The 25937-nt window shown below is 71.7% G+C and carries 23 protein-coding genes; 14 read left to right on the top strand and 9 right to left on the bottom strand.

The window, feature by feature from the left end:
- Positions 1 to 19 precede the first annotated feature (19 nt).
- Both AC07FT_RS25105 and AC07FT_RS25100 read left to right on the top strand, forming a co-directional pair.
- Positions 20 to 967 (top strand): ABC transporter ATP-binding protein, encoded by a 948-nt coding sequence (locus AC07FT_RS25105; protein ID WP_479178170.1) that lies wholly within the window; start codon positions 20 to 22, stop codon positions 965 to 967.
- A complete protein-coding gene (locus AC07FT_RS25100) occupies positions 954 to 1862 on the top strand; it encodes an ABC transporter permease (RefSeq protein ID WP_471202840.1) in 909 nt (302 codons plus the stop codon). Before AC07FT_RS25105 ends, AC07FT_RS25100 begins: the two co-directional genes overlap by 14 nt.
- 50 nt (positions 1863 to 1912) lie before the next feature.
- On the opposite strand, the gene AC07FT_RS25095 is transcribed toward AC07FT_RS25100, so the two are convergent.
- From AC07FT_RS25095 to AC07FT_RS25060, 8 genes are all read right to left on the bottom strand, one after another.
- Positions 1913 to 2926, bottom strand: a complete 1014-nt coding sequence (locus tag AC07FT_RS25095; RefSeq protein WP_471202842.1) for a M28 family metallopeptidase — start codon at positions 2924 to 2926, stop codon at positions 1913 to 1915.
- Between the two features lie 161 nt (positions 2927 to 3087).
- Entirely contained in the window at positions 3088 to 4317 is a 1230-nt protein-coding gene (gene rarD / locus AC07FT_RS25090) for an EamA family transporter RarD (protein ID WP_479178169.1), read from the bottom strand.
- Between the two features lie 166 nt (positions 4318 to 4483).
- Positions 4484 to 6484: an APC family permease gene (locus AC07FT_RS25085; protein WP_479178168.1), complete on the bottom strand. Its 2001-nt coding sequence runs from the start codon at positions 6482 to 6484 to the stop codon at positions 4484 to 4486.
- 133 nt (positions 6485 to 6617) lie between these two features.
- Entirely contained in the window at positions 6618 to 7697 is a 1080-nt protein-coding gene (locus AC07FT_RS25080) for a 2-oxoacid:ferredoxin oxidoreductase subunit beta (RefSeq protein ID WP_431775417.1), read from the bottom strand.
- Complete coding sequence (locus tag AC07FT_RS25075; protein WP_479178167.1) at positions 7690 to 9642, bottom strand: 2-oxoacid:acceptor oxidoreductase subunit alpha; 1953 nt, start codon at positions 9640 to 9642, stop codon at positions 7690 to 7692. The genes AC07FT_RS25080 and AC07FT_RS25075 overlap by 8 nt, the downstream gene beginning before the upstream one ends.
- A 299-nt stretch (positions 9643 to 9941) precedes the next feature.
- Positions 9942 to 10601, bottom strand: coding sequence for a response regulator transcription factor (locus tag AC07FT_RS25070; RefSeq protein WP_308358509.1), 660 nt, complete (start codon positions 10599 to 10601; stop codon positions 9942 to 9944).
- Positions 10602 to 10720: 119 nt separating this feature from the next.
- The gene (locus AC07FT_RS25065) at positions 10721 to 12064 is read right to left on the bottom strand and encodes a sensor histidine kinase (RefSeq protein ID WP_479178166.1); all 1344 of its coding nucleotides are present in this window, start codon (positions 12062 to 12064) and stop codon (positions 10721 to 10723) included.
- Between the two features lie 219 nt (positions 12065 to 12283).
- Positions 12284 to 13519, bottom strand: coding sequence for a sensor histidine kinase (locus AC07FT_RS25060; protein WP_479178165.1), 1236 nt, complete (start codon positions 13517 to 13519; stop codon positions 12284 to 12286).
- A gap of 269 nt (positions 13520 to 13788) precedes the next feature.
- On the opposite strand from AC07FT_RS25060, the gene AC07FT_RS25055 reads away from it, so the two are divergent.
- The 12 genes from AC07FT_RS25055 to AC07FT_RS25000 all read left to right on the top strand — a co-directional run bounded on the left by AC07FT_RS25055 (position 13789) and on the right by AC07FT_RS25000 (position 25241).
- Positions 13789 to 14205, top strand: coding sequence for an NADH-quinone oxidoreductase subunit A (locus AC07FT_RS25055; RefSeq protein ID WP_479178164.1), 417 nt, complete (start codon positions 13789 to 13791; stop codon positions 14203 to 14205).
- Positions 14196 to 14831, top strand: coding sequence for an NADH-quinone oxidoreductase subunit B (locus AC07FT_RS25050; RefSeq protein ID WP_471202855.1), 636 nt, complete (start codon positions 14196 to 14198; stop codon positions 14829 to 14831). Before AC07FT_RS25055 ends, AC07FT_RS25050 begins: the two co-directional genes overlap by 10 nt.
- Positions 14828 to 16063, top strand: coding sequence for an NADH-quinone oxidoreductase subunit C (locus tag AC07FT_RS25045; protein ID WP_479178163.1), 1236 nt, complete (start codon positions 14828 to 14830; stop codon positions 16061 to 16063). Before AC07FT_RS25050 ends, AC07FT_RS25045 begins: the two co-directional genes overlap by 4 nt.
- Entirely contained in the window at positions 16060 to 17025 is a 966-nt protein-coding gene (locus AC07FT_RS25040) for a complex I subunit 1/NuoH family protein (protein WP_471202858.1), read from the top strand. The genes AC07FT_RS25045 and AC07FT_RS25040 overlap by 4 nt, the downstream gene beginning before the upstream one ends.
- A complete protein-coding gene (locus AC07FT_RS25035; RefSeq protein WP_479178162.1) occupies positions 17025 to 17639 on the top strand; it encodes a NuoI/complex I 23 kDa subunit family protein in 615 nt (204 codons plus the stop codon). Before AC07FT_RS25040 ends, AC07FT_RS25035 begins: the two co-directional genes overlap by 1 nt.
- Entirely contained in the window at positions 17636 to 18256 is a 621-nt protein-coding gene (locus AC07FT_RS25030) for an NADH-quinone oxidoreductase subunit J family protein (RefSeq protein ID WP_479178161.1), read from the top strand. Before AC07FT_RS25035 ends, AC07FT_RS25030 begins: the two co-directional genes overlap by 4 nt.
- A complete protein-coding gene (gene nuoK / locus AC07FT_RS25025; protein WP_431775409.1) occupies positions 18256 to 18657 on the top strand; it encodes an NADH-quinone oxidoreductase subunit NuoK in 402 nt (133 codons plus the stop codon). The genes AC07FT_RS25030 and nuoK overlap by 1 nt, the downstream gene beginning before the upstream one ends.
- Positions 18654 to 20669, top strand: coding sequence for an NADH-quinone oxidoreductase subunit 5 family protein (locus AC07FT_RS25020; protein ID WP_479178160.1), 2016 nt, complete (start codon positions 18654 to 18656; stop codon positions 20667 to 20669). Before nuoK ends, AC07FT_RS25020 begins: the two co-directional genes overlap by 4 nt.
- Before the next feature lie 3 nt (positions 20670 to 20672).
- Positions 20673 to 22265, top strand: a complete 1593-nt coding sequence (locus AC07FT_RS25015; protein WP_479178159.1) for a complex I subunit 4 family protein — start codon at positions 20673 to 20675, stop codon at positions 22263 to 22265.
- Complete coding sequence (locus AC07FT_RS25010) at positions 22265 to 23842, top strand: NADH-quinone oxidoreductase subunit N (RefSeq protein WP_479178158.1); 1578 nt, start codon at positions 22265 to 22267, stop codon at positions 23840 to 23842. Before AC07FT_RS25015 ends, AC07FT_RS25010 begins: the two co-directional genes overlap by 1 nt.
- 146 nt (positions 23843 to 23988) lie before the next feature.
- Positions 23989 to 24852 (top strand): zinc metalloprotease HtpX, encoded by an 864-nt coding sequence (gene htpX / locus AC07FT_RS25005; protein WP_479178157.1) that lies wholly within the window; start codon positions 23989 to 23991, stop codon positions 24850 to 24852.
- A complete protein-coding gene (locus tag AC07FT_RS25000; protein ID WP_254746342.1) occupies positions 24849 to 25241 on the top strand; it encodes a YccF domain-containing protein in 393 nt (130 codons plus the stop codon). The genes htpX and AC07FT_RS25000 overlap by 4 nt, the downstream gene beginning before the upstream one ends.
- A 75-nt stretch (positions 25242 to 25316) precedes the next feature.
- Here the strand turns inward: AC07FT_RS25000 and AC07FT_RS24995 are convergent, their stop codons facing one another.
- A complete protein-coding gene (locus AC07FT_RS24995; RefSeq protein WP_471202872.1) occupies positions 25317 to 25805 on the bottom strand; it encodes a YajQ family cyclic di-GMP-binding protein in 489 nt (162 codons plus the stop codon).
- Between the last annotated feature and the right edge of the window lie 132 nt (positions 25806 to 25937).

Below are 25937 nucleotides of genomic sequence, written 5' to 3'. Positions count from 1 at the left end.
GTACGGCGAAGGGGAGCCCGTGGAGGACACCGGGGCCGCGGTCGAGACCCGCGGGCTCACCAAGCGCTACCGCGGCGGTCAGCTCGCCGTCGCCGGACTCGATCTGACGGTGCCGCGGGGCAGTGTCTTCGGCTTCCTCGGACCCAACGGCTCGGGGAAGACGACGACCATCCGCATGCTCATGGGGCTGATCGAGCCGACCTCCGGAGCCGCCCGGCTGCTGGGCGAGCCCATGCCCCGCGCGGCCCGGAGCGTGCTGCCCAGGGTCGGGGCCCTCATCGAGGGCCCCGCGCTTTACTCCCATCTGACCGGCCGGGACAATCTGCTGCGCTACGACGCGGCCGATCCCACCGCCGATCCGCGCACCCGCCCCGCCCGTGTCGCCTCCGCCCTGGACCGGGTGGGCCTCGGCGCCGCGGCCGGGAAGAAGGCCCGCGCCTACTCGCTCGGGATGAAGCAGCGCCTCGGCCTGGCCGCCGCCCTGCTCCAGCCGCGTGAGCTGCTGGTCCTCGATGAGCCGACCAACGGTCTGGACCCCCAGGGCATGCGGGAGATCCGCGCTCTGGTGCGGGAACTGGCGGGGGAGGGCACCACCGTTTTCCTCTCCTCCCATCTCCTCGACGAGATCGAGCAGATCTGCACCCACGCGGCCGTGATGGCCCAGGGGAAGCTGATCACCCAGGGCACGGTGGCCGAACTGGCCGCGAGCAGCCGCGGCCGGCTCTCGGTCACCACCCCGGATCCGGTGGACGCGGTCCGGGTCCTGAAGGAGCACGGAGTGACGGATCTGGTGACGCTCGACGAGCGTGTCGTCGGCGAGCTGCCCCAGACGCCCCTGGAGCTGGCCGACCTCAACGCCGCGCTGGTGCGCGAAGGGGTGCGGGTCCGGGCCTTCGGCACCGAGCGCGCCTCATTGGAGGATGCCTTCGTGGCACTGACCGGGGAGGGCTTCGATGTCGCGGGCTGAGACCGGAGCGCCGGCGGCACCGGTCGCGGCCGTGCGGCCGTCCCGTCCGCTGTGGACACTGGCGCTCTTTCGCAGTGAGCTGACCACCACCTTCCGGCGCTGGCGGACCCTGGCCCTGCTCGGGGTGCTCGCGGCCGTCCCGGTCCTCATCGGCATCGCGGTGAAGATCGAGACCAGTGACGGCGGCACGGTCGGACAGGGCGGCGGCGGTGGCGAGGGCGAGGCCCCCGCGTTCTTCTCCCAGATCACCAACAACGGGATCTTCCTGGTCTTCGCCGCGCTGGCGGCCACCCTGCCGGTCTTCCTGCCGATGGCGATCGGTGTGATCGCCGGTGACTCGATCGCGGGCGAGGCGAGCTCGGGCACACTGCGCTATCTGCTGGTGGCGCCGGCGGGCCGGATCCGGCTGCTGCTGGCCAAGTTCACCGCCGTCATGGCCTTCTGCCTGGTGGCCACCCTGGCGGTGGCCGTCAGCGGACTGGCGACCGGGGCACTGCTCTTCCCGCTCGGGGACGTCACCCTGATCTCCGGCACCACCGTCTCCTTCGGTGACGGGCTGGTGCGGGCGCTGGGGGTGGCGGCCGTCGTGGCGCTGTCCCTGGTGGGCATCGCGACGCTGGGCGTGTTCATCTCGACCCTCACCAACAGCGGTATCGCGGCGATGGCCACCACGGTGGGGCTGGTGATCACCGCACAGATCCTGGACACCATCCCGCAGCTGCACGCGATCCACCCGTATCTCTTCCCGCACCACTGGCTGAGCTTCGCGGATCTGCTGCGGGCGCCGGTCTACTGGGACGACCTGGTCAAGAACCTGGAGTTGCAGGGGCTGTACGCGGCCGTGTTCGGCTCGGCGGCCTGGGCCCGGTTCACCGCGAAGGACATCACGGCCTGAGCCGACCGGGCCGAACACGGCGCGGTACGAACGAACGGTGGAACCGGTGGTCAGGCGCCGCTCAGGGTCCAGACCGCGTAGGCGATGGCGTCGCTGTTGCGGTCCAGTGCGGTGTCGTTGATGTTGCTCGTGGTGTCACAGGAGCGGTGGTAGCAGCGGTCGAACGCCTGCCCGGAAGTGCCGCCCCACTTCTGGGCCTGGGCCGCCGTCTTGCGGTAGTCGGCACCGCTGAACAGCCCGCCCACCGGGATGCCCACGTTCTTGAACGAGGCGTGGTCCGAGCGGCCGTCGCCCTCGGTCTCCGGCTCGGTGGCGATGTTCTGGCCGCTGAAGTACTGCTTGAACACCGACTCGATCGTCGGGTCGTCGTCGTAGACGAAGTAGCCCGGGTTGGGCGAGCCGATCATGTCGAAGTTGAGATAGGCGTCGATCCTGCCGCGGTCCGCGGAGGACAGCCGGTTGACGTAGTTCCGGGAGCCGACCATCCCCATCTCCTCGGCGCCCCACCAGCCGAACCGCAGGTGCTTGGTGGGCTGGGCCCCGGTACGGGCGACGGTCAGCGCGGTCTCCAGGATCGCGGCGGAGCCCGAGCCGTTGTCGTTGATACCGGGCCCTGCGGAGACGGAGTCCAGATGGGCTCCGCTGAACACCACGTTGTCGGTGTCACCACCGGGCCAGTCGGCGATGAGGTTGTAACCGGTGGTGCCGAAGTAGCTGAACTGCTGCACGGTGGTGGTGAATCCGGCGGCGTCCAGCTTGGCCTTGATGTAGTCGATGGACGCCTTGTAGCCGGGGCGGCCGTGGGCGCGGTTGCCGCCGTTGGCGGTGGCGATGGACTGGAGCTGGCTGAGGTGGGCCTTCACATTGGCCACCGGGACGTCCGGTGCGGCCAGGGTGCCGGGCGCCGCGCGGTGGGAGGCCGCGGCGGCGGTGCCGCCCGGTGCGGCGGCGGGCGCGGCCCCGACCAGGGCGGCGACCGCGGTGCCGACGGCCGCCGCGGTGGTGGCGCGGCGCAGCCAGGATCTTCGGGACGTGAGGGGGTGCCGATCTGCCGATGTCGACATGGGGGGCTCCGAATTCCGAACGAGGACAGGACGGAATGACGTGACGCTGTGGTGACACACGTGCCCGTGGGGGGCGATGGAGCGGTGAACCGGCGATGCGGTGGTGATGCGGCTGATGGTCCGGGTGGCCATGACTCCGCGTCAAGAGCGGAAACCGGACATCAGCCGCCGGATATCGAGCCGCCGTGCTTCCCGGGAGTGCCGGGGGTGATGTCCGTGGTGAGGTCGGCTACGGCGTCGGAGGCGGACTCGGGACCGGCGCCCGGGATGACATCGGGCACCACCCCGGCGGCGGCTTCCGCCAGGGCCACCGGGACCTCGTCCGCGGAACCGGAGCCGGCAGCGGAGCCAGCGCCGGAGCCGGAAACCGAGCCGGAAACCGAGCCGGAAACCGAGCCGGAAACCGAGCCGGAAGCGGAACCGGAAGTGGGAGCGGACGCGGAGCCGGCACCGGAGGCGGCGAGGGACCGCTCCGCCCGTGCGGCAGCCCGGGCGAGCTCCCGCCGCGCCCGATGTGCGGTGTGCAGCGCGTCCCAGGTCAGCAGGGCGAGGGCCAGCCAGACCAGTCCGAAGCCCGCCCACCGCTCGGGCGGCATCGACTCATGGAAGACCACCAGGCCCAGGGTGAACTGCAAGATGGGCGCGATGTACTGGAGCATCCCGATCGTCGACAGCGGCAGCCGCACCGCGGCCGCCCCGAAGCAGATCATCGGCAGCGCGGTGATCACACCGCAGCTCGCCAGCAGCGCCGAGTGGCCCGCACCCCCGCTGCCGAAGGTGGACTCACCGCGCGACCCGAGGAACAGCAGGAAGCCGAGCGCGGGCAGGAACTGCACGGCGGTCTCCGCGGCCAGCGACTCCAGTCCGCCCAGCCCGACCCGCTTCTTCACCAGCCCGTAGGTGGCGAAGGAGAACGCCAGGGTGAGCGCGATCCAGGGCAGTTTGCCGTAGCCGATGGAGAGCACCACCACGGCCAGCGCGCCGACGCCGACCGCCGCCCACTGCGCGGGCCGCAGCCGCTCCCGCAGCAGCAGCACCCCGAAGGCGATGCTGACCAGCGGGTTGATGAAGTAGCCGAGGGCGGTCTCGACGACGTGTCCGCTGTTCACGCCCCAGATGTACAGACCCCAGTTGACCGAGATCACACTCGCGGCGATCGCGATCAGGCCCAGCCGCCGGGGCTGCCGCAGCAGCGGCCGGATCCAGGCCCAGCGGCGCAGCGCGAGCAGGATCAGCCCGACGGCCGCCAGCGACCACACCATCCGGTGGGCGAGGATCTCCACCGCGTCCGCCGGCTCCAGCAGCGGCCAGAAGAGTGGTACCAGCCCCCACATGCCGTACGCGGCGAAGCCGTAGAGGAGCCCCGCGCGGTCCTGTTGCTGCGGCTGCACAACCCCTCCTCGACCTGGTGGATGTCCCTGGTGACGTCACGAAGGTAGCGCCCGGGAGGCCGCCTGTCATTCCCGTTCCATGGATACGGTGATGACAGGGGCGGGGGTGGCCGATGACACCCGTGGCGTCCGTGACGTCCGGCGGGCGGCTCGTCCGCGGCGGTCCTCAGCGCGACCGGTTCCGTGACCGGTTCCGCGTCCCCTTCCGGCGCCGCCCCATCGTCCGCACCGCCCGCCCCACATCGAACGGCAGGATCGTCACCGCCACCCCCGGCAGATGCTCCAGCGCCTTCGCCAGCGCCTCCGCCGTCCCCCGGTGCAGCAGTTTGCCCAGCGGTGAGGAGTAGGTGCGGCGCGGCACCAGCAGGGTCAGCGCGGTCCGGCCGTCCTCGGTGGTGCGGGCCGCCAGCTCCATGACCGTATGGCGCAGTCGCCGGTCCGGGCACTCCACGACCTCCAGCGCCACGGTCACCCCGGCGGTCCGCTCCCAGCGGGCCATCAGTCTGCGGGCATGGGTCTCGTCGACCATGACGTGCAGCGCCCGCACCTCGTCGGGCCGCAGCTCATGGGCGTAGCGCAGTGCCTCGACCGTCGCGAGGTCGATGCTGTCCGCCAGCACGTACACCACGTGCCGGCGCCAGCGCGAGGTGTCGTCGCCGAGGGTCGGGACCTCCTCCAGGGCCGCCGCCTCCGCCCGGTACTCGCGGTTGATCCGGATCAGCGCCCAGACCCCGAGCGGGAAGACCACCACGACCAGCCAGGCGCCCTCGGTGAACTTGGTGACCGCGAAGATCAGCACCACCGCCGCGGAGACGACCGCGGTGGTCAGGTTGACCGCGATCTTCCAGCGGCGGCCCCGCTCCCTGCGCCGCAGGTGATACACGGTCAGCCCGGTCCCGGCCATGGTGAACGCGGTGAACACCCCGATCGCGTACAGCGCCACCAGACGGTCCACATTGGCGTCCGTGACCACCAGCAGGGCGAGCGCCACCACCGCCAGCGAGATGATCCCGTTGGAGAACGCCAGCCGGTGACCGCGCCGGGTGAGCTGCCGGGGCAGGAAGCGGTCCTCGGCGACGAAACTGGCCAGGAAGGGGAAGCCGGTGAACGGGGTGTTGGCGCCGGTGTAGAGGATGAGCGCGGTCGAGAGCTGGACGAACGCCAGTCCCAGCGCGCCCAGCACCCCGTCGCCGAAGACCAGATGGGCCTCCTGGGCGAGCACGGTCGGGGTGCCGTCCCGATAGGGGATGGCATGGGTGAAGTGGGCCATCGCGGAGACGCCCAGCACCAGGGTGCCCAGGACACAGCTCATCACGACCAGCGTGCGGCGGGCGTTGATCCCTTGCGGCTCCCGGAAGACGGACACCCCGTTGGAGATCGCCTCCAGACCGGTGAGCGAGGAGCCGCCGTTGGCGAAGGAGCGCAGCACGATGAAGAGCGAGGCGCCGTAGAGCAGTCCGTCGCCCGGGTCCCCGAGCGGCACCGCGCCCGCGGCGTGCACATCGGCGTGCGGCAGCCGTCCGGTGAGGCCGCGGACCACCCCGACCACCAGCATCAGCCCGACGGCGAGCATGAACAGATAGGCGGGGACCGCGAAAACCCGTCCCGCCTCGCGCAGTCCGCGCAGATTGCCGTAGGCCAGGACCACGATCACCAGGACGCTCAGGGGCAGTTGGAGGTGGTCGAGACCGGTCCAGGAGCCGCCCAGCAGATGGGCGAAGGAGATGATCGCGTTGGTTCCGGCGGAGACCTGCACGGCGACGGTGACGATGTAGTCGACGAGCAGCGCGACCGAGGCGATCTGCGCGATGTCGGGGCCGAGGTTCTCCCGGGCCACGATGTACGAACCGCCCGCGCGGGTGTAGATCGTCACCACATCGCTGTAGCAGAGCGTCAGCAGGAGCAGCACCAGCAGGATCGACCCGGTGACCGGCAGGATCAGGGTGAACGCCGCGACCCCGATGACGGGCACCAGTACCCGCAGCATCTCCTCGCTGCCGTAGGCCGTGGAGGAGATGCAGTCCGAGGCGAGCACGCCCAGGGCGACGGGGTTGCGCAGCTTCTCCCGCCGGATGCGCTCGGTGACCAGGGGCGGGCCGAGCAGACGCCGTTTGACGCGGTAGCCGAGGCGGTCGGGCGGCTGGAGCGGGGCGGCGGTGTCGGACATGGGCTTATGAGAGCGGCTGCCCGGCCGGGCCGCGGGCCGACGCTCCGGCCGGGCGGTCGCCTGCGCCCGGACGTACGAACGCCCCCGCGGACGCCGGAGCGGCCGCGGGGGCGGAGGGAGCGAGGGGACCGGCTCAGCCGACGACGGTCCAGGTGTCGTTCCCGGCGAGCAGCGCGCCGAGATCGCCCTTGCCCTTCTGCTCGACGGCGGCGTCGAGTTGGGTGGCCATATCGGTGTCGTAGACCGGCCGCCCGACGGAGCGCAGCACCCCGATGGGGGTGTGGTGCAGGGTGTCGGGGTGGGCCAGCCGTGACAGCGCGAAGGCGGTGGTGGGGGAGTCGGCGTGGGCGTCGTGGACCAGGATCCGGTGCTCGTTCTCCGGGGTGACCGTGACCACCTCCAGATCGCCCGTGGCCTGGTCGCGCACCACGCCCTTGTCCTGGTCGGCGCCGAAGCGGATGGGCCGGCCGTGCTCCAGCCGGATGACCGCCTCCTCGGCCTGCTGCTTGTCCTTGAGCACCTCGAAGGCGCCGTCGTTGAAGATGTTGCAGTTCTGGTAGATCTCCACCAGCGCGGTGCCCGGGTGGGCGGCGGCCTGCCGCAGCACCTCGGTGAGGTGCTTGCGGTCGGAGTCCACCGTGCGGGCGACGAAACTCGCCTCGGCCCCCAGCGCCAGCGACACCGGGTTGAAGGGCGCGTCGAGCGAGCCCATCGGCGTGGACTTGGTGATCTTGCCGACCTCGGAGGTCGGGCTGTACTGCCCCTTGGTCAGCCCGTAGATGCGGTTGTTGAACAGCAGGATCTTCAGGTTGACGTTGCGCCGCAGGGCGTGGATCAGGTGGTTGCCGCCGATGGACAGCGCATCGCCGTCACCGGTGACCACCCACACCGACAGATCGCGGCGGGAGGCGGCGAGACCGGTGGCGATGGCGGGCGCACGGCCGTGGATCGAGTGCATCCCGTAGGTGTTCATGTAGTACGGGAAACGGGAGGAGCAGCCGATGCCGGAGACGAAGACGATGTTCTCCTTGGCCAGGCCCAGCTCCGGCATGAAGCCCTGCACGGCGGCCAGGATCGCGTAGTCGCCGCAGCCGGGGCACCAGCGCACTTCCTGGTCGGACTTGAAGTCCTTCATGGACTGCTTGGCCTCGGCCTTGGGGACCAGCGAGAGCGCTTCGATGCCGGGCATCCCATGGGCGACGGTCTCAGTCATCGATGGCCTCCTTGAGGGCCGCGGCGAGCTGCTCGGCCTTGAACGGCATGCCGTTGACCTGGGTGTAGGAGCGGGCGTCGACCAGATAGCGGGCGCGGATCAGGGTGGCGAGCTGGCCCAGGTTCATCTCGGGCACCACCACCTTGTCGTAATCCCCCAGCACCTTCCCGAGGTTGGCCGGGAAGGGGTTGAGATGGCGCAGATGGGCCTGGGCGATCCGGTCGCCCGCGCCCCGCACCCGGCGGACCGCCGCGGTGATGGGCCCGTAGGTCGAACCCCAGCCCAGCACCAGGGTGCGGGCGTCACCGGTGGGGTCGTCCACCTCGAGGTCGGGCACCCGGACGCCGTCCACCTTGGCCTGGCGGGTGCGGACCATATGGTCGTGGTTGGCCGGGTCGTACGAGATGTTGCCGGTGCCGTCCTGCTTCTCGATCCCGCCGATGCGGTGCGCCAGACCGGGCGTACCGGGTACGGCCCAGGGGCGGGCGAGGGTCTCGGGGTCGCGCTTGTACGGCCAGAACACCTCGGTGCCGTCGGCCTGTACGTGGTTGGGCCCGGTGGCGAACTGCACCCGCAGATCGGGCAGATCGTCGATCTCCGGGATCCGCCACGGCTCCGAGCCGTTGGCCAGGTAGCCGTCGGAGAGCAGGAAGACCGGGGTGCGGTAGGCGAGCGCGATCCGGGCCGCGTCCAGGGCGGCGTCGAAGCAGTCGGCCGGGGTGCGCGGGGCCACGATCGGCACCGGTGCCTCGCCGTTCCGCCCGTACATGGCCTGGAGCAGATCGGCCTGTTCGGTCTTGGTGGGCAGTCCGGTGGACGGCCCGCCGCGCTGGATGTCGACGATCAGCAGCGGGAGTTCCAGCGACACCGCGAGCCCGATGGTCTCGGACTTCAGCGCCACTCCGGGACCGGAGGTGGTGGTCACGGCCAGCGCCCCGCCGAAGGCGGCGCCCAGCGCGGCCCCGATGCCCGCGATCTCGTCCTCGGCCTGGAAGGTGCGCACCCCGAAGTTCTTGTGGCGCGACAGCTCGTGAAGGATGTCGGAGGCCGGGGTGATCGGGTACGAGCCCAGGAACAGCGGCAGATCGGCCTGGCGGGAGGCCGCGACCAGCCCGTAGGACAGCGCCAGGTTCCCGGAGATGTTCCGGTAGGTGCCCGCCGGGAAGGCGGTGGTCGCCGGGGCCACCTCGTAGGAGACGGCGAAGTCCTCGGTGGTCTCGCCGAAGTTCCAGCCCGCCCGGAACGCGGCGACGTTGGCCTCCGCGATCTCCGGCTTCTTGGCGAACTTCTGGCGCAGGAACGTCTCGGTGCCCTCGGTGGGCCGGTGGTACATCCACGACAGCAGGCCGAGCGCGAACATGTTCTTGCTGCGCTCCGCCTCCTTCCGGGACAGCCCGAAGTCCTTCAGGGCCTCGATGGTCAGGGTGGTCAGCGGTACCGGGTGGACGCTGTACCCGTCGAGCGACCCGTCCTCCAGCGGACTGGTCTCATAGCCCACCTTCGCCATCGGGCGCTTGGTGAACTCATCGGTGTTCACGATGATTTCGGCGCCGCGCGGCACATCGCCCAGATTGGCCTTGAGCGCGGCCGGATTCATGGCGACCAGCACATTGGGGGCGTCGCCGGGGGTGAGGATGTCGTGATCGGCGAAGTGGAGCTGGAAGCTGGAGACTCCCGGCAGCGTGCCGGCGGGGGCACGGATCTCCGCCGGGAAGTTCGGAAGGGTGGACAGGTCGTTGCCGAACGACGCCGTCTCGGAGGTGAACCGGTCGCCGGTGAGCTGCATACCGTCGCCCGAGTCACCCGCGAACCGGATGATCACACGGTCCAGACGGCGGATCTGCTTACCGCCGTCCGGTGTTCGCCGCTCCCCGGCGGACCCGGGCCCGCCCTGCTGATCGGCTGGTTCGGCCTGCTCGGCCGGGCTACTGACCTGGCTGGTCACTGCTTCGGACCTCCTTCGAGGCGGCGCTCCTGGACAGTCGGTGCCGACCGGTTGTCCCATGACCATCGTACGTCGGTAAGGGTCGCCTTCCTTGGCCGGATCACATGGTGGACGTCGCTATATGAACCCTTTATGTCATGGTTTGACATAACGTGCCCCCTCCCCCGTGTTGTCATTTCCGCTGATCCCCCGTTCAGCCTTTGGCCTCGCTTCAGCGCCGGGCCCCCGGTGCACACCCCCACCGGGCCCAGGGGTCTGACGGCAGGTCACAGCGGTGCTCACCGGTTCTGATCGGCCGGTCAGGACCTGAGATACGTGAGCACCGCGAGCACTCGACGGTGATCCCCGTCACTCGGGGACAGCCCCAGCTTCAGGAAGATGTTGCTGACGTGCTTCTCGACCGCCCCGTCGCTCACCACCAGCTGCCGGGCGATCGCCGAGTTCGTCCGGCCCTCGGCCATCAGCCCCAGCACCTCCCGCTCTCGCGGGGTGAGCCCGGCCAGCACGTCCTGTTTGCGGCTGCGGCCCAGCAGCTGGGCGACCACCTCCGGGTCGAGCGCGGTGCCGCCCCGGGCGACCCGCACCACGGCGTCCACGAACTCGCGGACCTCGGCCACCCGGTCCTTCAGCAGATAGCCCACCCCATGGCTGCTGCCCGCCAGCAGCTCCGTGGCGTACTGCTCCTCCACGTACTGTGACAGCACCAGCACACCCAGTCCCGGATGGTCGCGGCGCAGCCGGACGGCGGCCCGCACCCCCTCGTCGGTGTGGGTGGGCGGCATCCGCACATCGGCGACCACCACATCCGGCAGCGCGCCCTCGTCCGCCAGCTCGCGGATCGATTTGATCAGCGCGTCGGCGTCGCCCACCCCCGCGACGACCTCATGCCCACGGTCGGTCAGCAGCCGGGTCAGTCCCTCCCTCAGCAGCACCGAATCCTCGGCGATGACCACCCGCACTCTGTCCTCCACGATGCACGTCCCCCGTTCGCTCGGTTCGTCGGGACCAGCATCCCAGGATTCGGACGCCCGCGTCGCGGGGACCCGGCGGGACGGGAGGTGGGCAGGGGCGCCGGTGCTCAGCGCCAGGGCAGCTCGGCGGTGACCGCGGTCGGGCCGCCGGCGGGGGAGTGGACGACGAGGATGCCGTCCACCGCGTCGAGCCGTTCGGCCAGCCCCGCCAGGCCGGAATCCGCGGAGGTGTGGGCTCCGCCCCGGCCGTCATCGGTGACCTGGAGCATCACCCGGTCCGCGGCCCGCCAGACATCCACCTCGGCGGACCGGGCGCCGCTGTGTTTGCTGATGTTCTGGAGGAGTTCGGAGACGGTGAAGTAGGCGATGCCCTCGATGGCGGGTGCGGGCCGCTGGGGGAGGTCGACGGTGACGGTGACCGGCACGGTGCAGCGGGCGGCGAGCGCGGAGAGTGCCGGGCCGAGTCCCCGGTCGGTGAGGATGGCGGGGTGGATACCGCGGGCGAGGTCGCGGAGTTCCTGGAGGGCGAGTTTCACCTCGCCGTGGGCCTCGTCGACCATCCTGGCCGCGGCCTCCGGGTCCTCCTCCAGCTTCTCCTTCGCCAGGCCGAGGTCCATGGCCAGCGCCACCAGACGGGCCTGGGCCCCGTCGTGCAGATCGCGTTCGATACGGCGCAGATCGGCCGCGGCGGTGTCCACCACCGTGCCCCGGTCCTCCTCCAGCTCCCAGACCCGGCTGGCCAGCCGGGAAGGGCCCAGCAGCCCGGACACCATCAGCCGGTCGACCGAGGTGAGCCCGTGGACCGTCGGCGGGGTCAGCAGCAGCACCACCGCCCCGATCACACAGGTCGCGGCGATCTCCAGCGGGGTGTCCAGATAGAAGGCGTTCCCGTCGTGGTCGCCCCACAGCTGGAGGCCGGGCTTGTCACCGAAGGTGGGGAAGACCCAGCGCCACAGCGGATAGGTGACGAAACCCCAGCCGTAGGCGAAGAGGACGGTGCCGACGACGAACGCGAAGATCGCCCACGGCAGATGGAGCACCGCGTACAGCGCGTGGCGCCAGGAGGTGCCGCTCTTGAGGACCGCCCCCACCCAGGCCAGCGGGCCGGTCCCACGGCGGCCGTCCTTGCGCTTAGGGAGGCGCGCCGGTCCGGGATCGGCCACCACGAGGCCGAGCAGCCCCCGGGCCCGCGCCCGCTCCACATGGCCCAGGACACGGCAGCCGGCGAGGGCGAGACCGAGCACCGGGATACCGAGGAAGGTGATCAGGAGTCCGACGCCGAGCGACATCATCGTGACCGTGTAGGCGAAGGAGACGATGGCCATCGGCAGGCTGATCAGCAGATAGAGGAGTTCCCGCCAGACGCGGCCCTGGAACGGCGCCCGCAGCGCCGCGCCGAGGCTGCCGTGGGGCGCGGCCCCGGGCCCGTACGGTCCGTATGCGGTGGCCATCGTGGTGTCCGTCCGTCCTCCCGGCGCCGGGGGTCCCGGCGCACCGGCTGAAGTGGGTGCGTCGTCCGTGTGCGTCCAGGCTTCCGGAGCGCGCCGGGCCGGGCCATCGGGGAGGTGGGCGTCTTCACCCGGGGGTTAGCCCCACCTCCCGCGCCGCGCGGCATCCTCGGCGGGCCCGTCGGCGGCCCTCGGCGGCGGACCGCCCTCGTCGGGCCGTCCTCAGTGCGGCGCCGGAACGCGGTCCCGCCACGGCAGCTCGGCGGTGATCGTCGTCGGCCCGCCGGGCGGCGACTCCACCGTGAACAGTCCGTCGACCGAGCCCAGCCGCTCGGCCAGCCCCGCGAGTCCGCTGCCCCCGGCCGGGCTCGCCCCGCCGCGTCCGTCGTCCCGCACCTGGAACAGCAGTCTGCGGTCCGCGTGCCACATCTCCACCGTCGCCGTCCGGGCGCCGCTGTGTTTGCTGATGTTCTGGAGGAGTTCGGAGACGGTGAAGTAGGCGATGCCCTCGATGGCGGGTGCGGGCCGCTGGGGGAGGTCGACGGTGACGGTGACCGGCACGGTGCAGCGGGCGGCGAGCGCGGAGAGTGCCGGGCCGAGTCCCCGGTCGGTGAGGATGGCGGGGTGGATACCGCGGGCGAGGTCGCGGAGTTCCTGGAGGGCGAGTTTCACCTCGCCGTGGGCCTCGTCGACCATCCTGGCCGCGGCCTCCGGGTCCTCCTCCAGCTTCTCCTTCGCCAGGCCGAGGTCCATGGCCAGCGCCACCAGACGGGCCTGGGCCCCGTCGTGCAGATCGCGTTCGATACGGCGCAGATCGGCCGCGGCGGTGTCCACCACCGTGCCCCGGTCCTCCTCCAGCTCCGCGATCCGCCGCTCCAGCTCGTCCGACGGCGACAGCAGGCCGCGCACCAGCGCCCGGTCCACGTTGGTGAGTGCGCGGGCGACCCAGGGCAGCACCGGCCAGGCGACGAACAGCGAGGTCAGCGCGATGGCGAAGGTGACCACGTCCCAGGGCAGCCGGATCAGGGCGTACAGCCCGCTGCGCCAGCCCACCGGGTCCCGCAGACTTGTCCACAGCCAGCCGAAGAAGCTCTGGCCCCGTACGTGCGGCAGCGGGCTGGGCTCGTCCACCCGCAGGGAGAGCAGCGCCCTGGCCCGCGCCCGCTCGAACCGGCCGAACAGCCGACCGCCGATCAGCCCGAAGGCCAGCAGCGGCAGTCCCACCACCGTGACCGAGAGACCCACGCCCACGGACATCCAGACGACGGCGTAGACGAAGCCGACGATGCCCACCGGCAGATTCAGCAGCAGATGGGCGATCTCCTTCCACGTCTGCGCGGGATAGGCGACGGCGGGCGGCCGGGGCAGGCGCTCATCGGCGCCGCTCGCGGCGCCGTCCACGGTGGCGCCGACGGCTGCGCCGGAGGAACCGGAAGAACCGGAGGAACGGGAGGTCATAGCAGCCAAGAGTGCCCGGCCCGGAGGTCCCGCGCCATGGGGTCCGTCGCCGGACGGACGTAGGGCTAACCCCACCGGATGCGGGACGTATCCCCCCGGCCCCGCCACCCGCGGCACCACCGTGCGCCGGGTCCGCCCCCGCCGCATGCCGGACGGGCGGATCAGCCGGGGACCGTCAGGGCCTAGACTCCCGTCCGTACGGATCGTCGAACACACGAGGTCGACGAGGAGCAGGCCAGACAGCCAGGATCAGGGAGCGAGGGGCGGACGTGCCGGAGGCGACGACCGTGCGCACCACCACCAGCGTCCAGCTCGCGGCCGACTACCTCCACGGATACGCGGTGGTCGGTCTGCTCGGAGCAGTCGGGGTGATCTTCGTCGCCGTGGCCTTCGGGGCCGGGCGGCTGCTGCGCCCCGTGGTGCCGACGCCCGAGAAACTGCTGACGTACGAATGCGGTGTGGACCCCGTGGGCGAGGGCTGGGCCCACACCCAGGTCCGCTATTACGTCTACGCTTTTCTGTACGTGATTTTCGCGGTGGACTCGATTTTCCTGTTCCCGTGGGCGACGGTCTTCGCCGCGCCCGGCTTCGGTGCCGCCACGCTGGTGGAGATGTTCATCTTCCTCGGGTTCCTCGCCGTAGGTCTGCTGTACGCATGGAAGAAGGGCGTCCTGGAATGGACGTGACACCGACCCCGACGCCGACCCCGGTCGACCTGCCGGAGCCCCGCCGCCTCGGCGCGCTCGCCCGGCTGGCCCCCGAGCCGATGAAGGTGGTCCTGAACTGGGGCCGCCGCTACAGCCTGTGGGTCTTCAACTTCGGGCTGGCCTGCTGCGCCATCGAGTTCATCGCGGCCTCCATGGCGCGCCATGACTTCATCCGGCTCGGCGTGATCCCCTTCGCGCCGGGGCCGCGCCAGGCCGACCTGATGGTCGTGTCCGGCACGGTCACGGACAAGATGGCGCCCGCGGTGAAGCGGCTGTACGAGCAGATGCCGGAACCGAAGTACGTGATCTCCTTCGGGGCCTGCTCCAACTGCGGCGGCCCGTACTGGGACTCGTACTCGGTGACCAAGGGCGTCGACCAGATCATCCCTGTCGACGTGTACGTCCCCGGCTGCCCGCCCCGGCCGGAGGCCCTGCTGCAGGGCATCCTCAAGCTCCAGGAGAAGATCGCCCGGGAGTCGCTGGGCGAGCGCTACGGAGCGGACGCCGCCGCGGGCCGTCCCTCCACGGCCGCCCTCCGCAGCGGCCTGGTCACGCCCCCGCAGCAGGCTCCGCAGCAGCCTCCGGCGCAGGAAGACACCCGATGACCGAGCAGCGACCCGAACCGACCGAGCCCCCGGAGGAGACGGCGCCGGCCGACCAGGCCCCGGCCGCCGCGCCGCCCGTGGGCTGGCTGCCGCGGTCCGCCGCCGAACTGTTCGGCGAGGGCGCCACGGCCGAGGAGGCGTACGGCCTGCTCACCGTGGACGTCCCCGCCGCCTCCTGGACCGCGGCGCTGGAGACGGCCCGCGACACCCTCGGCTGCTCCTACTTCGACTGGCTGAGCGCGGTCGACGAACCGGGTACGGGGTTCCGTGTCTCCGCGTACGTCGTCGCGCTCGGTGCCCCGGGGGCCCCGGGCCCCGCGGTGCGCACCCTGCTGGTCCGCACCACCGTGCCGCACGACGCGCCCGCGCTGCCCACCGCCACCGGTGTCTACGCCGGTGCGGCCTGGCACGAGCGGGAGACCCACGAGATGTTCGGGATCGGCTTCACCGGCCACCCCCATCTGGCACCGCTGCTGCTCCCCGACGGTTTCGAGGGCCATCCGCTGCGCAAGGACTTCGTCCTGGCGGCCCGGGTCGCCAAGGCGTGGCCGGGTGCGAAGGAGCCGGGGGAGTCCGACCACGGCGGTCCCAAGCGGCGGCAGATGCTGCCGCCCGGCGTTCCCGACCCCAACGAATGGGGCCCGCTCAAGGGCCAGCTGCCGCCCGCCCCGGCCCGTCCGGCCCGTGGCGCCCGCGCGGCAGGTGGCGCCCGTGCGGCGGGCGAGCGCCCGGCGCGGCGCACCCGTACGGCGAGCGCGGGCTCGGCGAGCCAGCAGACGGCGGCCCCGGCGGCCGAGTCGGCGGCGGAGACGCCTGCCCCCGCGGCCCCGGCCGAACGCCCGGCCCGCCGCGCGCGCAGCGCCGGTGAGGGCTCGGCCGGCCGGCGCGAGACGAAGGCCCCCGCGCCGGACGAGACGACCCCGGCCCCGGACGCCGCCGCCCCGGCCGCGCCGGAGGCCCCGGCGGCGGAAGCCGCTCCGGCCGAGCGGCCCGCGCCCCGTACGCGGTCCTCCGACGCCCCCTGGCACCACGCCCGCCCGGCCCATGACGACGCGTCCGCGGGCGATACCGCCTCCGCGAAACGGGAAGCCGACGCGGCGGAAGCCGAGCGGCCCGAAGCGGCGGAACCGGAGGCCGCGGAACCGGCGGCCGAGGAGCAACCCCGCCCGTCCGGCGAGGACCCCCGCCCCGACGAGAACACCACCGACGACCAGCCAGGAGGCACCGGGTGAACGACGTCCTCGACGTCGCGCTGCGACTGCTCGCCCTGCTGCTCGCCTTCCTGGTCCTCCCGCTGCTCGTCGGACAGACCGAGCACAAGGTGATGGCCCATATGCAGGGCCGTCTCGGACCGATGTACGCGGGCGGCTTCCACGGCTGGGCCCAGCTCGTCGCGGACGGCGTGAAGTTCGCGCAGAAGGAGGACATCGTCCCGAACGGGGCGGACCGGCGGATCTTCCAGCTCGCCCCGGCCGTCGCGCTGCTCCCGTACCTCCTGGTGCTCGTGGCGATCCCGATCGGTCCCGCCGAGGGCGCGGTCGGCCAGTTCGTGGACGCCGGGATCTTCTTCGTGCTCGCCGTGATGGGCGTCGGCGTGCTGGGCTCGCTGATGGCGGGCTGGGCCTCGGCCAACAAGTTCTCGCTGCTCGGTGGATTGCGGACGGCCGCCCAGCTGATGGCCTACGAGCTGCCGATGCTGCTCACCGCCGCGTCCGTGGCGATGGCCGCGGGTACCGTCTCGCTGCCCGGCATCCTCGACGCCTTCGAGTGGTGGTGGGTGCCCTGGCAGATCGTCGGCGGGGTGGTGTTCTTCACCGCGGGCCTGGCCGAGCTGCAACGTCCGCCGTTCGATGCCCCGGTGGCCGACTCCGAGATCATCTTCGGTGCGTACACCGAGTACACCGGACTGCGCTTCGCGCTCTTCCTGCTCGCCGAGTACGCGGGCATCGTGATCCTCTGCGCACTCACCACCGTGCTCTTCCTCGGCGGCTGGCACGGCCCGTTCGCCGACGGCCTCGGCTGGCTGTGGACCCTGCTGAAGACGGCCGTCCTCGCCTTCGTGGTGATCTGGCTGCGGGTGACCTACCCCCGGCTGCGCGAGGACCAGATCCAGCGGTTCGCCTGGACCTGCCTCATCCCGCTCTCGCTGGCCCAGATCGCCCTCACCGGCGTCGTCAAGGTGGTGATCTCCTGATGGGCATCCCCGGTTCCGGTCTGGCCAAGGGCCTGGCCGTCACTCTGCGCACGATGACCCGGAAGTCGCACACCGCGCAGTATCCGGACGCACAGCCCGAACTGCCGCCCCGTACCCGCGGGGTGATCGGGCTGTTCGAGGAGAACTGCACGGTCTGCATGCTCTGCGCCCGGGAGTGCCCGGACTGGTGCATCTACATCGACTCCCACAAGGAGACGGTGCCCCCGGCCGCCCCCGGCGGACGGGAGCGCAGCCGGAACGTGCTGGACAGGTTCGCCATCGACTTCGCGCTGTGCATGTACTGCGGTATCTGCATCGAGGTGTGCCCGTTCGACGCGCTCTTCTGGTCGCCGGAGTTCGAGTACGCCGAGACCGACATCCGCGAGCTCACCCATGAGCGGGACAAGCTCCGCGACTGGATGTGGACGGTGCCCGCGCCGCCCGCGCTCGACCCGGCCGCGGAGGAGCCCAAGGAGATCGCCGCCGCCCGCAAGGCCGCCGACAAGCTGGCCGCCGCGGAAGCGGCCGCGGCCGCCGAGGCCGCCGGTGCGGACGGCGACACCCCCGGCGACACCCCCGGCGACACCCCGCGCGGGAACGGAGCCGCCTCGTGAGTTCCGCAGTCCAGCTCGCGGCGGCCACCGGCCACGGGCTCGCCGCCCCGGGCCATGGCTTCCTGTCGCCCACCGGTGTGGAGATCGCGTTCCTCCTCGTCGGCCTGGTCACCCTCGGCGCGGCCGTCGTCACCGTCACCACCCGGCAGCTGGTGCACGCCGCCCTCTGGCTGGTGGTCACGCTCGGCGGACTCGCCGTGGAGTACCTGCTGCTGACGGCGGAGTTCATCGCCTGGGTGCAGGTGCTGATCTACGTCGGCTCCGTCGTGGTCCTCCTCCTCTTCGGGCTGATGCTCACCAAGGCGCCCATCGGCCGCTCGCCGGACGCCGATTCGGGCAACCGCCCGGCCGCGCTCGCGGTGGCCCTCGCCGCCGCGGCCGCCCTGGTCTGGGTGGTCGTGGACGCCTTCCGGGCCACCTGGATCGACCTCGACAAGGGCGTACAGGGCTCCACCGCCGTCTCCGGCGAGAGTCTCTTCCGGCACTGGGTGCTGCCGTTCGAGGCGCTGTCCGTGCTGCTGCTGGCCGCGCTCGTCGGCGCGATCGTCCTGTCCCGCAGGAACGGCGACACCGGCGGCGACAAGGGCGCCCCCACCCGCGGCAAGGAGAAGCGCTGATGCACCTCGCCTACCCCGCCGTCCTCGCCGTCCTCCTCTTCTGCACCGGTCTCTACGGCGTGCTCGCCCGCCGCAACGCGATCCTGGTGCTGATGTCGGTCGAGCTGATGCTCAACGCCGTCAACCTCAACCTCGTCGCCTTCGACGTCTGGCTCCGCGACACCCTGCACGCGGGCCAGGCGCTCACCCTGTTCACCATCGCCATCGCCGCCGCCGAGATCGGCATCGGTCTCGCCATCGTCCTCCTCGTCCACCGCAACCGCGGCACCGCCGACGTCGACCGGCTCCGGGACCTCGCCGACCCCCCTCCGGCCGGTACCCCCGCCGCTGACGACAGCGTGACAGCCCCCACCGACAACGGCGCCGACGAGGCAACTCCCGTCCGGAGGCAGACCGCGTGACGACCACGACCGCCGCCGTTCTCGTCCCCCTGCTGCCCTTCCTCGGCGCCCTCGCGGGCCTCGGGGCGGGCCGCCGCGCCCCCGGTTTCGTCCGCCCGCTGGCCGTGCTGCCCACCCTGGCCGCGACCGCGTTCGCCGTCCTCGTCGCCGTGCGCCAGGGCGGGGGAGAGGGCTCCGGAACAGCGCCCCTGCACGCCTCGACCCGGCTAGCCGACACCGGCTCGGTCCCCGTCGACCTCGCCCTGAACGTCGACGGTTTCGCCGCCCTGGTCGCGGTCCTCGTCGGGGTGGTGGCCTGCTGCGTCCAGATCTACTCGACCGGCTATCTGCGCGACGACCCGCGCTACCCCTCCTACGCCGCGCTGGTCTCCCTGTTCACCGCCGCGATGATGCTCGTCGTCTACTCGGACGACCTCATCGTGCTGCTGGTCGGCTGGGAGATCATGGGCATCTGCTCGTACTTCCTGGTCGGCCACTACTGGGAGACCGCGGCCGCCCGGTCCGCTTCCCTCAAGGCGTTCCTGGTCACCAAGCTGGGCGACGTCCCGTTCCTGATCGGTCTCTTCGTCCTCGCGGGCGACACCGGCACCTTCAGCATCAGCGGTATCGTCACCCGGCTCACCTCGGACTCCGGCGCCCCGCTGGACCACCCCACCCTGATCGCACTGCTGCTGCTCGCCGGGGTCGCGGGCAAGTCCGCGCAGTTCCCGCTGCACACCTGGCTGCCCGACGCGATGGCCGGTCCCACCCCGGTCTCCGCGCTCATCCACGCCGCGACCATGGTGGCCGCCGGTGTCTACTTCATCGCCCGGCTGCTGCCCGTCTTCCTCTCCTCCGCGGCCGCGCTCGCCGTGCTCGCCGTCATGGCGGCCGTCACCATGGTCGGCTCCGCGCTCGCCGCGCTCGCCCAGGACGACATCAAACGCGTCCTCGCCTACTCGACGGTCGGCCAGCTCGGCTACATGACCGGGGCGCTGGCCGTCGGGGACCGCGGCGCCGCCGTCTTCCACCTGATCGCGCACGGTGCGTTCAAGGCGCTGCTCTTCCTCGGCGCGGGCGTCATCATCCACGCCGCCGGGACCAACTCGCTGGCCGCCATGTCCCGGATGAGCGGCCTCACCAAGCGGATCCCGGACGCGTTCTGGACGGTGACGGTCGCGCTGCTCGCGCTCGCCGCCATCCCGCCCTTCGCGGGCTTCTTCTCCAAGGAGGCCGTGCTCGGCGCCGCGGAGCACGCCGCCACCGGCCACACCGCCGACGTCCCCGAGGGCGTCGGCTGGACCGTCCTCCTCGCCGGACTGCTCACCGCCCTGCTCACCGCCGGGTACGCCGCCCGGCTGTGGCTGATGGCCTTCCACGGCAAGGGCGAGCCCGTCCCGGACCACGGGAAGCAGCCGGTCGCCATGAACGCCGTGCTGTGGGTGCTGTTCGTGCCCACCGCCGCGTTCGGCCTGGGCTACGGTGCCCTGCCCGACTGGTTCGACGGCGAGAGCCTCACCCCGACCCTCACCACCTCCGTCCTGGGCACCGGCATGGCGCTCGCCGGAGCCCTGGTGATGTACGGCGCCTGGCGGCACACCTCCGCCCTCGCCGCCCGCGTCCCGCTCGGCGCGGTGGCCGCCCACCCCGACGCCGCCGACGCCGTCTCCGAGGCCGAGGCCATCGCCACCCACGAGGCCGCCTACGGTTCCGTCGCGGCGGCGCCCGACCCGGCCGACCCCGGCCGCCTCCTGCTCGGCCCGCTGCACCGCCACGCCGCCACCGGCTTCCACCTCGACGCCGTCTACGGCGCGCTGTTCGTCCGCCCGGTGCGCGCCGCCGCCGGTCTGGTCCGCTTCCTCGACCGCGAGGTCATCGAGACCTACGTACGCGGCGCGGCCGCCGCGCCCGGCCTGTTCGGCGCCGCCGTCCGCCGGGCGCAGACCGGCAATGTGCAGACCTACCTCGGCGCACTGCTCGCGGGCTCCCTCGTCCTGGCCGTCGCCGCCGTCCTCGTCGCAGCGGGAGCCTGACCCGTGAACCACACCGCCCTGCAAGTCCTCCTCCTGGCCCTGGTCGCGCTGCCGCTGCTCGGCTCCGTCGCCGCGCTGCTCCCGGCCCCGCCCGGGCTGCGCGGCCGCGGCCCCGAGCAGGCCGTACTCCGGCACGGGGTGACCGTCACCGGTGCGGTGCTCGCCGTCGCCATCGCCCTGACCGCCGGGTTCGACCACGACCGCCCGGCCCGGATGCAGGCGCAGACCGACGTCAGCTGGATCCCGGCGCTGGACATCCGCATCCACCTCGGGGTGGACGGCGTCTCCCTGCCGCTGCTGGTGCTGACCGCGCTGCTGACCTTCCTCTGCGCGCTCTACGGCTACTTCAACCCGCCCGCCGGGGGGTCGCCGAAGGCGTTCGTCTCGCTGCTGCTGCTCCTGGAGGGCGGCACCCTCGCCAGCTTCGCGGTCCTCGACCTGATGCTGTTCTTCCTGGCGTTCGAGATGGTGCTCATCCCGATGTACTTCCTCATCAACCGATGGGGAGGCGCCGAACGCGAGCGCGCCGCCTGGCGGTTCATCCTCTACACCCTGCTCGGCTCCGTCGTGATGCTGCTCGGCCTGCTGCTCGTCGGGCTCAAGGGCGGCACCTTCGACATGGTGGCACTCGCCTCGGCAGGCGGCTCCGGGCTCAGCCACACCACCCAGCTGATCGCCGCCCTGGCCATCATCACCGGACTGGCCGTCAAGGCCCCGATGTGGCCGCTGCACAGCTGGCTGCCCGACGCCCACACCGCCGCCCCCACCGTCGGCTCCGTCCTCCTGGCAGGCGTTCTGCTCAAGATGGGCACCTACGGGCTGGTCCGCATCGTGCTGCCGATGACCCCCGACGGCGCCCACACCTACGCGCCCTACCTCGCCGCGTTCGCCGTCGTCGGCATCCTCTACGGATCGCTGGCCTGTCTGGCGCTCGCCCGCACCGGGGCCAAGGGCGACCTCAAGCGGCTGATCGCCTATTCCTCCGTCGGCCACATGGGCTTCGTGCTGCTGGGCGTCGCGACCCTCACCCCCACCGGGGTCAACGGCGCGCTGTTCGCCAACATCGCCCACGGCCTGATCACCGGCCTGCTGTTCTTCCTCGTCGGCGCGCTCAAGGACCGCACCGGCACCACCGACCTCGACCAGCTCTCCGGCAGCAGCGGCGCTGCCCTCTACGGACGGGCGCCGCGCCTCGGCGGACTGCTCGCCTTCGGCGCCGTGGCCTCCCTGGGGCTGCCCGGACTCGCCGGGTTCTGGGGCGAGATGCTCGCCATGTTCGGCGCGTTCGAACCCGCCGAGGGGCTCAGCCGCCCGGCGTTCCTCACCTTCATGGCGCTCGCCGGGTTCGGCACCCTGCTGACCGCCGCCTACATGCTCATCGTGGTGCGGCGCGTCTGTATGGGCGACCACCCGGCCGAGCCCGGTCAGCACCCCGCCGAACCCGGGGCGCGGCCCGCCCTGGCCGACGTCCGCGGCTTCGAGGCCGCCGCATGGAGCCCCCTGGTGGCCCTCACCGTCCTCACCGGGCTCTGGCCCGCGGCCCTCCTCGGCCTCAGCGACCCGGCCGTGCAGCAGCTCCTCGCGGGAGGCAAGTGATGACCCCGATCGCCCCGGGCACCTCCGGGCTCGCCGCGGACGCCCCCGCGCTGGCCGGGAGCCTGGTCCAGTCGGTCGACTGGCTCGCCATCGCCCCGCCCACCATCGCCGCCGTGGCCGCCCTGGTCTGCCTCGTCGCCGACCTGTTCCTGCCCGAGCACCGCAAACCGCTGCTGGGCCGGCTGGCCATCGGGGGCCTGGCCCTTGCCGCGCTCAGCCTGCTGCCGCTGCTCGACGGCGACCGCTCCACGTTCTGCCTGACCTCCGACGCCGGGGTGTGCAGCTACACCGCCGACAGCTTCGCGCTCGTCATCCAGTTCCTGGTGCTCGGCGGGGCGCTGCTGACCGCGCTGTTGTCCATCAGCAACATCGCGGATCTCAAACTCCCCGCGGGCGAGTTCTGGTTCCTGCTGCTCTCCTCCGCCTCCGGCGCCGCCCTGCTGCCCGCCTCCCGTGATCTGGCGACCCTCGTCATCGCCCTGGAGGTGGCCTCCCTCCCGGCCTTCGCCCTGGTCGGGCTGCGCCGCGGCGACCGCCTCTCCTCCGAGGCCGCGCTGAAGTTCTTCCTCTCCTCGGTCACCGCGACCGCCGTGATGCTGCTCGGCGTCAGCTTCGTCTACGCCGCCACCGGCAGCCTCCACCTCTCCCGGATCGCCGAGGGCCTCGGCCACGTCGACCCCCGGCTCGACACGCTCGCCCAGGCGGGCGTCGTGCTCACCCTGGTCGGCTTCGCGTTCAAGACCGCGGCCGTCCCCTTCCACTTCTGGGTCCCGGACACCTATGTGGGCGCGCCCGTCCCGGTCGCCGCCTACCTCTCCGTCATCGGAAAGGCCGTCGGCTTCTCCGGTCTGATCCTGGTGACCGTCCTCGCCTTCCCGTCCTACGCCGACGTGTGGGGCCCGGTGGTCGCCGTCCTCGCCGCGCTGACCATGACCGCGGGCAACGCCGCCGCGCTGCGCCAGCGCCCCGAGCGCTCCTTCAGCGCCATCCGGCTGCTCGCCTGGTCCTCCGTCGCACAGGCGGGCTACCTGCTGGTGCCGATCGCCGCCGCCGGGTACGGGGACAGCGACCGGGAGATCTCCCACGCCGTGGGTTCCACCGTCGCCTACGCCCTGATGTACGCGGCCGTGAACCTCGGCGCCTTCGCCGTGGCCGCCCTGGTCGCCCGCTCCCGTCCGGGCAACCGGCTCACCGACTACCGCGGTCTGTACGCCACCCGCCCGGCCGCCGCCCTCGCTCTCGGCTTCTTCCTGCTCTGCCTGGCCGGACTGCCCCCGGGCATCATCGGCCTCTTCGCCAAGGTGGCCGTCTTCTCCGCGGCCGTCGACGCCGGGCTGGGCTGGCTGGCCGTGGTGATGGCCGTGAACGTGGTGATCGCGCTCTACTACTACCTCCAGTGGACCGCCGCGCTCTTCCGCGCCCCCGCCGACGCCGCCGCCCCTTCGGGGGAGACGGCCCTCCCCCGGACGGCGGGTGCCCCGCTCACCGCCGCCATCGGCCTGGCCGCCGTCCTCGGTATCGCCCTGTCCGGCGCCCCCCAGCTCGTGCTCCGCTTCGCCTCGGGCACCCTGCTGTGATCTGATCCTCACCGGTCGGCGGCCCCGGCGGTGTGCACAAGGGAACTAGTGGTCCTCACCTGGCGTTGACCAGTTCGGGAGGGTCCACTGGAAGGTGGAGAGACCGACCGAAGGTTCCCCCGCGGCACTACTTGGGAGGGCGTACCGTGCACCGCCGGCACAACGGGCTGAAGACCGCCGTACTCCTCGGGGGACTGTCCGCGCTCATCATCGTGATCGGCAGTCTCTTCGGGCGTACGGGACTGATCATCGCGGTCTTCGTCGCCCTCGCGACCAACGCCTACGCCTACTGGAACAGCGACAAGCTGGCCCTGCGCGCCATGCGCGCCCGCCCGGTGAGCGAGTTCGAGGCGCCCCAGCTCTACCGCATGGTCCGCGAGCTCTCCACGGCCGCCCGCCAGCCCATGCCCCGCCTCTACATCTCCCCGACCGAGGCGCCCAACGCCTTCGCCACCGGGCGCAACCCGCGGAACGCGGCGGTGTGCTGCACCGACGGCATCCTGCGGCTGCTCGACGAGCGTGAGCTGCGCGGGGTGATCGGCCATGAGCTGAGCCATGTCTACAACCGCGACATCCTCATCTCCTCCATCGCCGGTGCCCTCGCCACCGTGGTGATGTTCCTGGTCAACTTCGCCTGGCTGATCCCCTTCGGCCGGTCCGACGACGACGGGGGCCCCGGCTTCCTCGGCATGCTGCTGATCATGATCCTGGGCCCGCTGGCGGCCTCCCTGATCCAGCTCGCCGTCAGCCGCTCCCGCGAGTACGAGGCGGACGCCTCCGGAGCCCAGCTCACCGGCGACCCCCTCGCCCTCGCCAGCGCCCTCCGCAAACTGGACGCCGGCACCAAGCAGCTCCCGCTGCCCCCCGAGCCCCGGCTGGAGACCGCCAGCCACATGATGATCGCCAACCCCTTCGGCGCCGGTGGCGGCATGTCCAAGCTCTTCTCCACCCACCCGCCCATGGCGGAGCGCATCACCCGCCTCGAGAAGATGGCAGGCAACCAGCGATGAAGACGCTCCTGAACATCATCTGGCTGGTCCTGGCCGGCCTCTGGATGGCCCTCGGCTATGTCCTGGCCGGTGTACTGCTGTGCATCACCATCATCGGCATCCCCTTCGGGATCGCCTCCTTCCGCATCGCGGGCTTCGCCCTCTGGCCCTTCGGCCGCATGGCCGTCCCCCGCCGCGACGCGGGCGCCCCCTCCTGCGTGGGCAATGTCCTCTGGCTCGTCCTCGCGGGCTGGTGGCTGGCGCTCGGCCATATCGTCACGGGCGTCGTGATGTGCCTGACGATCATCGGCATCCCGCTGGGCCTGGCCAACTTCAAACTCATCCCGATCTCCCTCACCCCCCTGGGCCACGAGATCGTCCCCACGGACCAGCCCTTCGCGGGCCGCTGAGCCGGACTCCGGCCCCTGCCGGAAACACGAACGCCGGGGCCCGGGGCCCCGGCGTTCCGCTCTCGGCTCAGTCGCTCACCGGTAGTTCACGAACTGGAGCGCGAAGTCGAAGTCCTTGCCCTTGAGCAGCGCGATCACCGTCTGGAGATCGTCGCGGCTCTTGGACGACACCCGCAGCTCCTCGCCCTGCACCTGCGCCTTGACGCCCTTCGGGCCCTCATCGCGGATGATCTTGGCGACCTTCTTCGCGTTGTCCTGGGTGATCCCCTCCTGCAGCGAGGCGAAGATCTTGTACTCCTTGCCCGACGCCTGCGGCTCGCCCGCGTCCAGCGACTTCAGTGAGATCCCGCGCTTCACCAGCTTGGACTGGAAGACATCGAGGATCGCCTTCACCCGCTCCTCGGAGTTGGCGCGCATCTCGATCTTCTCGCCCGACCACTCGATCGAGGCACCGACGTTCTTGAAGTCGTAGCGCTGGGAGATCTCGCGGCTCGCCTGGTTGAGAGCGTTGTCGACCTCCTGCCGCTCGACCTTCGAGACGATGTCGAAACTGGAGTCGGCCATCTTGAGTTGGCTCCTCGTACGTAGATCCGTCAGTGGTACGGCCCCACGGACCGCACCAGCCAGCCTAGCGATCTCGGCCATGATCCAGAGGCGATCAACCAGGTGGCGAACCACCCCTCCGCATCAGGTATT

The sequence above is a fragment of the Streptomyces sp. NPDC045899 genome, from assembly GCF_056431485.1.
Note: the sequence above shows the minus strand (reverse complement) of the source record. Positions and strands in the feature narration are given on the sequence as shown.

Coding starts and splice junctions, on each gene's coding strand:
- AC07FT_RS25100 (WP_471202840.1), top strand. CDS start 954: ATGTCGCGGGCTGAGACCGGAGCGCCGGCGGCACCGGTCGCGGCCGTG.
- AC07FT_RS25065 (WP_479178166.1), bottom strand. CDS start 12,064: ATGGCCACCGCATACGGACCGTACGGGCCCGGGGCCGCGCCCCACGGC.
- AC07FT_RS25045 (WP_479178163.1), top strand. CDS start 14,828: ATGACCGAGCAGCGACCCGAACCGACCGAGCCCCCGGAGGAGACGGCG.
- AC07FT_RS25085 (WP_479178168.1), bottom strand. CDS start 6,484: ATGTCCGACACCGCCGCCCCGCTCCAGCCGCCCGACCGCCTCGGCTAC.
- AC07FT_RS24995 (WP_471202872.1), bottom strand. CDS start 25,805: ATGGCCGACTCCAGTTTCGACATCGTCTCGAAGGTCGAGCGGCAGGAG.
- AC07FT_RS25095 (WP_471202842.1), bottom strand. CDS start 2,926: ATGTCGACATCGGCAGATCGGCACCCCCTCACGTCCCGAAGATCCTGG.
- AC07FT_RS25060 (WP_479178165.1), bottom strand. CDS start 13,519: ATGACCTCCCGTTCCTCCGGTTCTTCCGGTTCCTCCGGCGCAGCCGTC.
- nuoK (WP_431775409.1), top strand. CDS start 18,256: ATGCACCTCGCCTACCCCGCCGTCCTCGCCGTCCTCCTCTTCTGCACC.
- AC07FT_RS25010 (WP_479178158.1), top strand. CDS start 22,265: ATGACCCCGATCGCCCCGGGCACCTCCGGGCTCGCCGCGGACGCCCCC.
- AC07FT_RS25080 (WP_431775417.1), bottom strand. CDS start 7,697: ATGACTGAGACCGTCGCCCATGGGATGCCCGGCATCGAAGCGCTCTCG.
- AC07FT_RS25035 (WP_479178162.1), top strand. CDS start 17,025: ATGGGCATCCCCGGTTCCGGTCTGGCCAAGGGCCTGGCCGTCACTCTG.
- AC07FT_RS25050 (WP_471202855.1), top strand. CDS start 14,196: ATGGACGTGACACCGACCCCGACGCCGACCCCGGTCGACCTGCCGGAG.
- AC07FT_RS25000 (WP_254746342.1), top strand. CDS start 24,849: ATGAAGACGCTCCTGAACATCATCTGGCTGGTCCTGGCCGGCCTCTGG.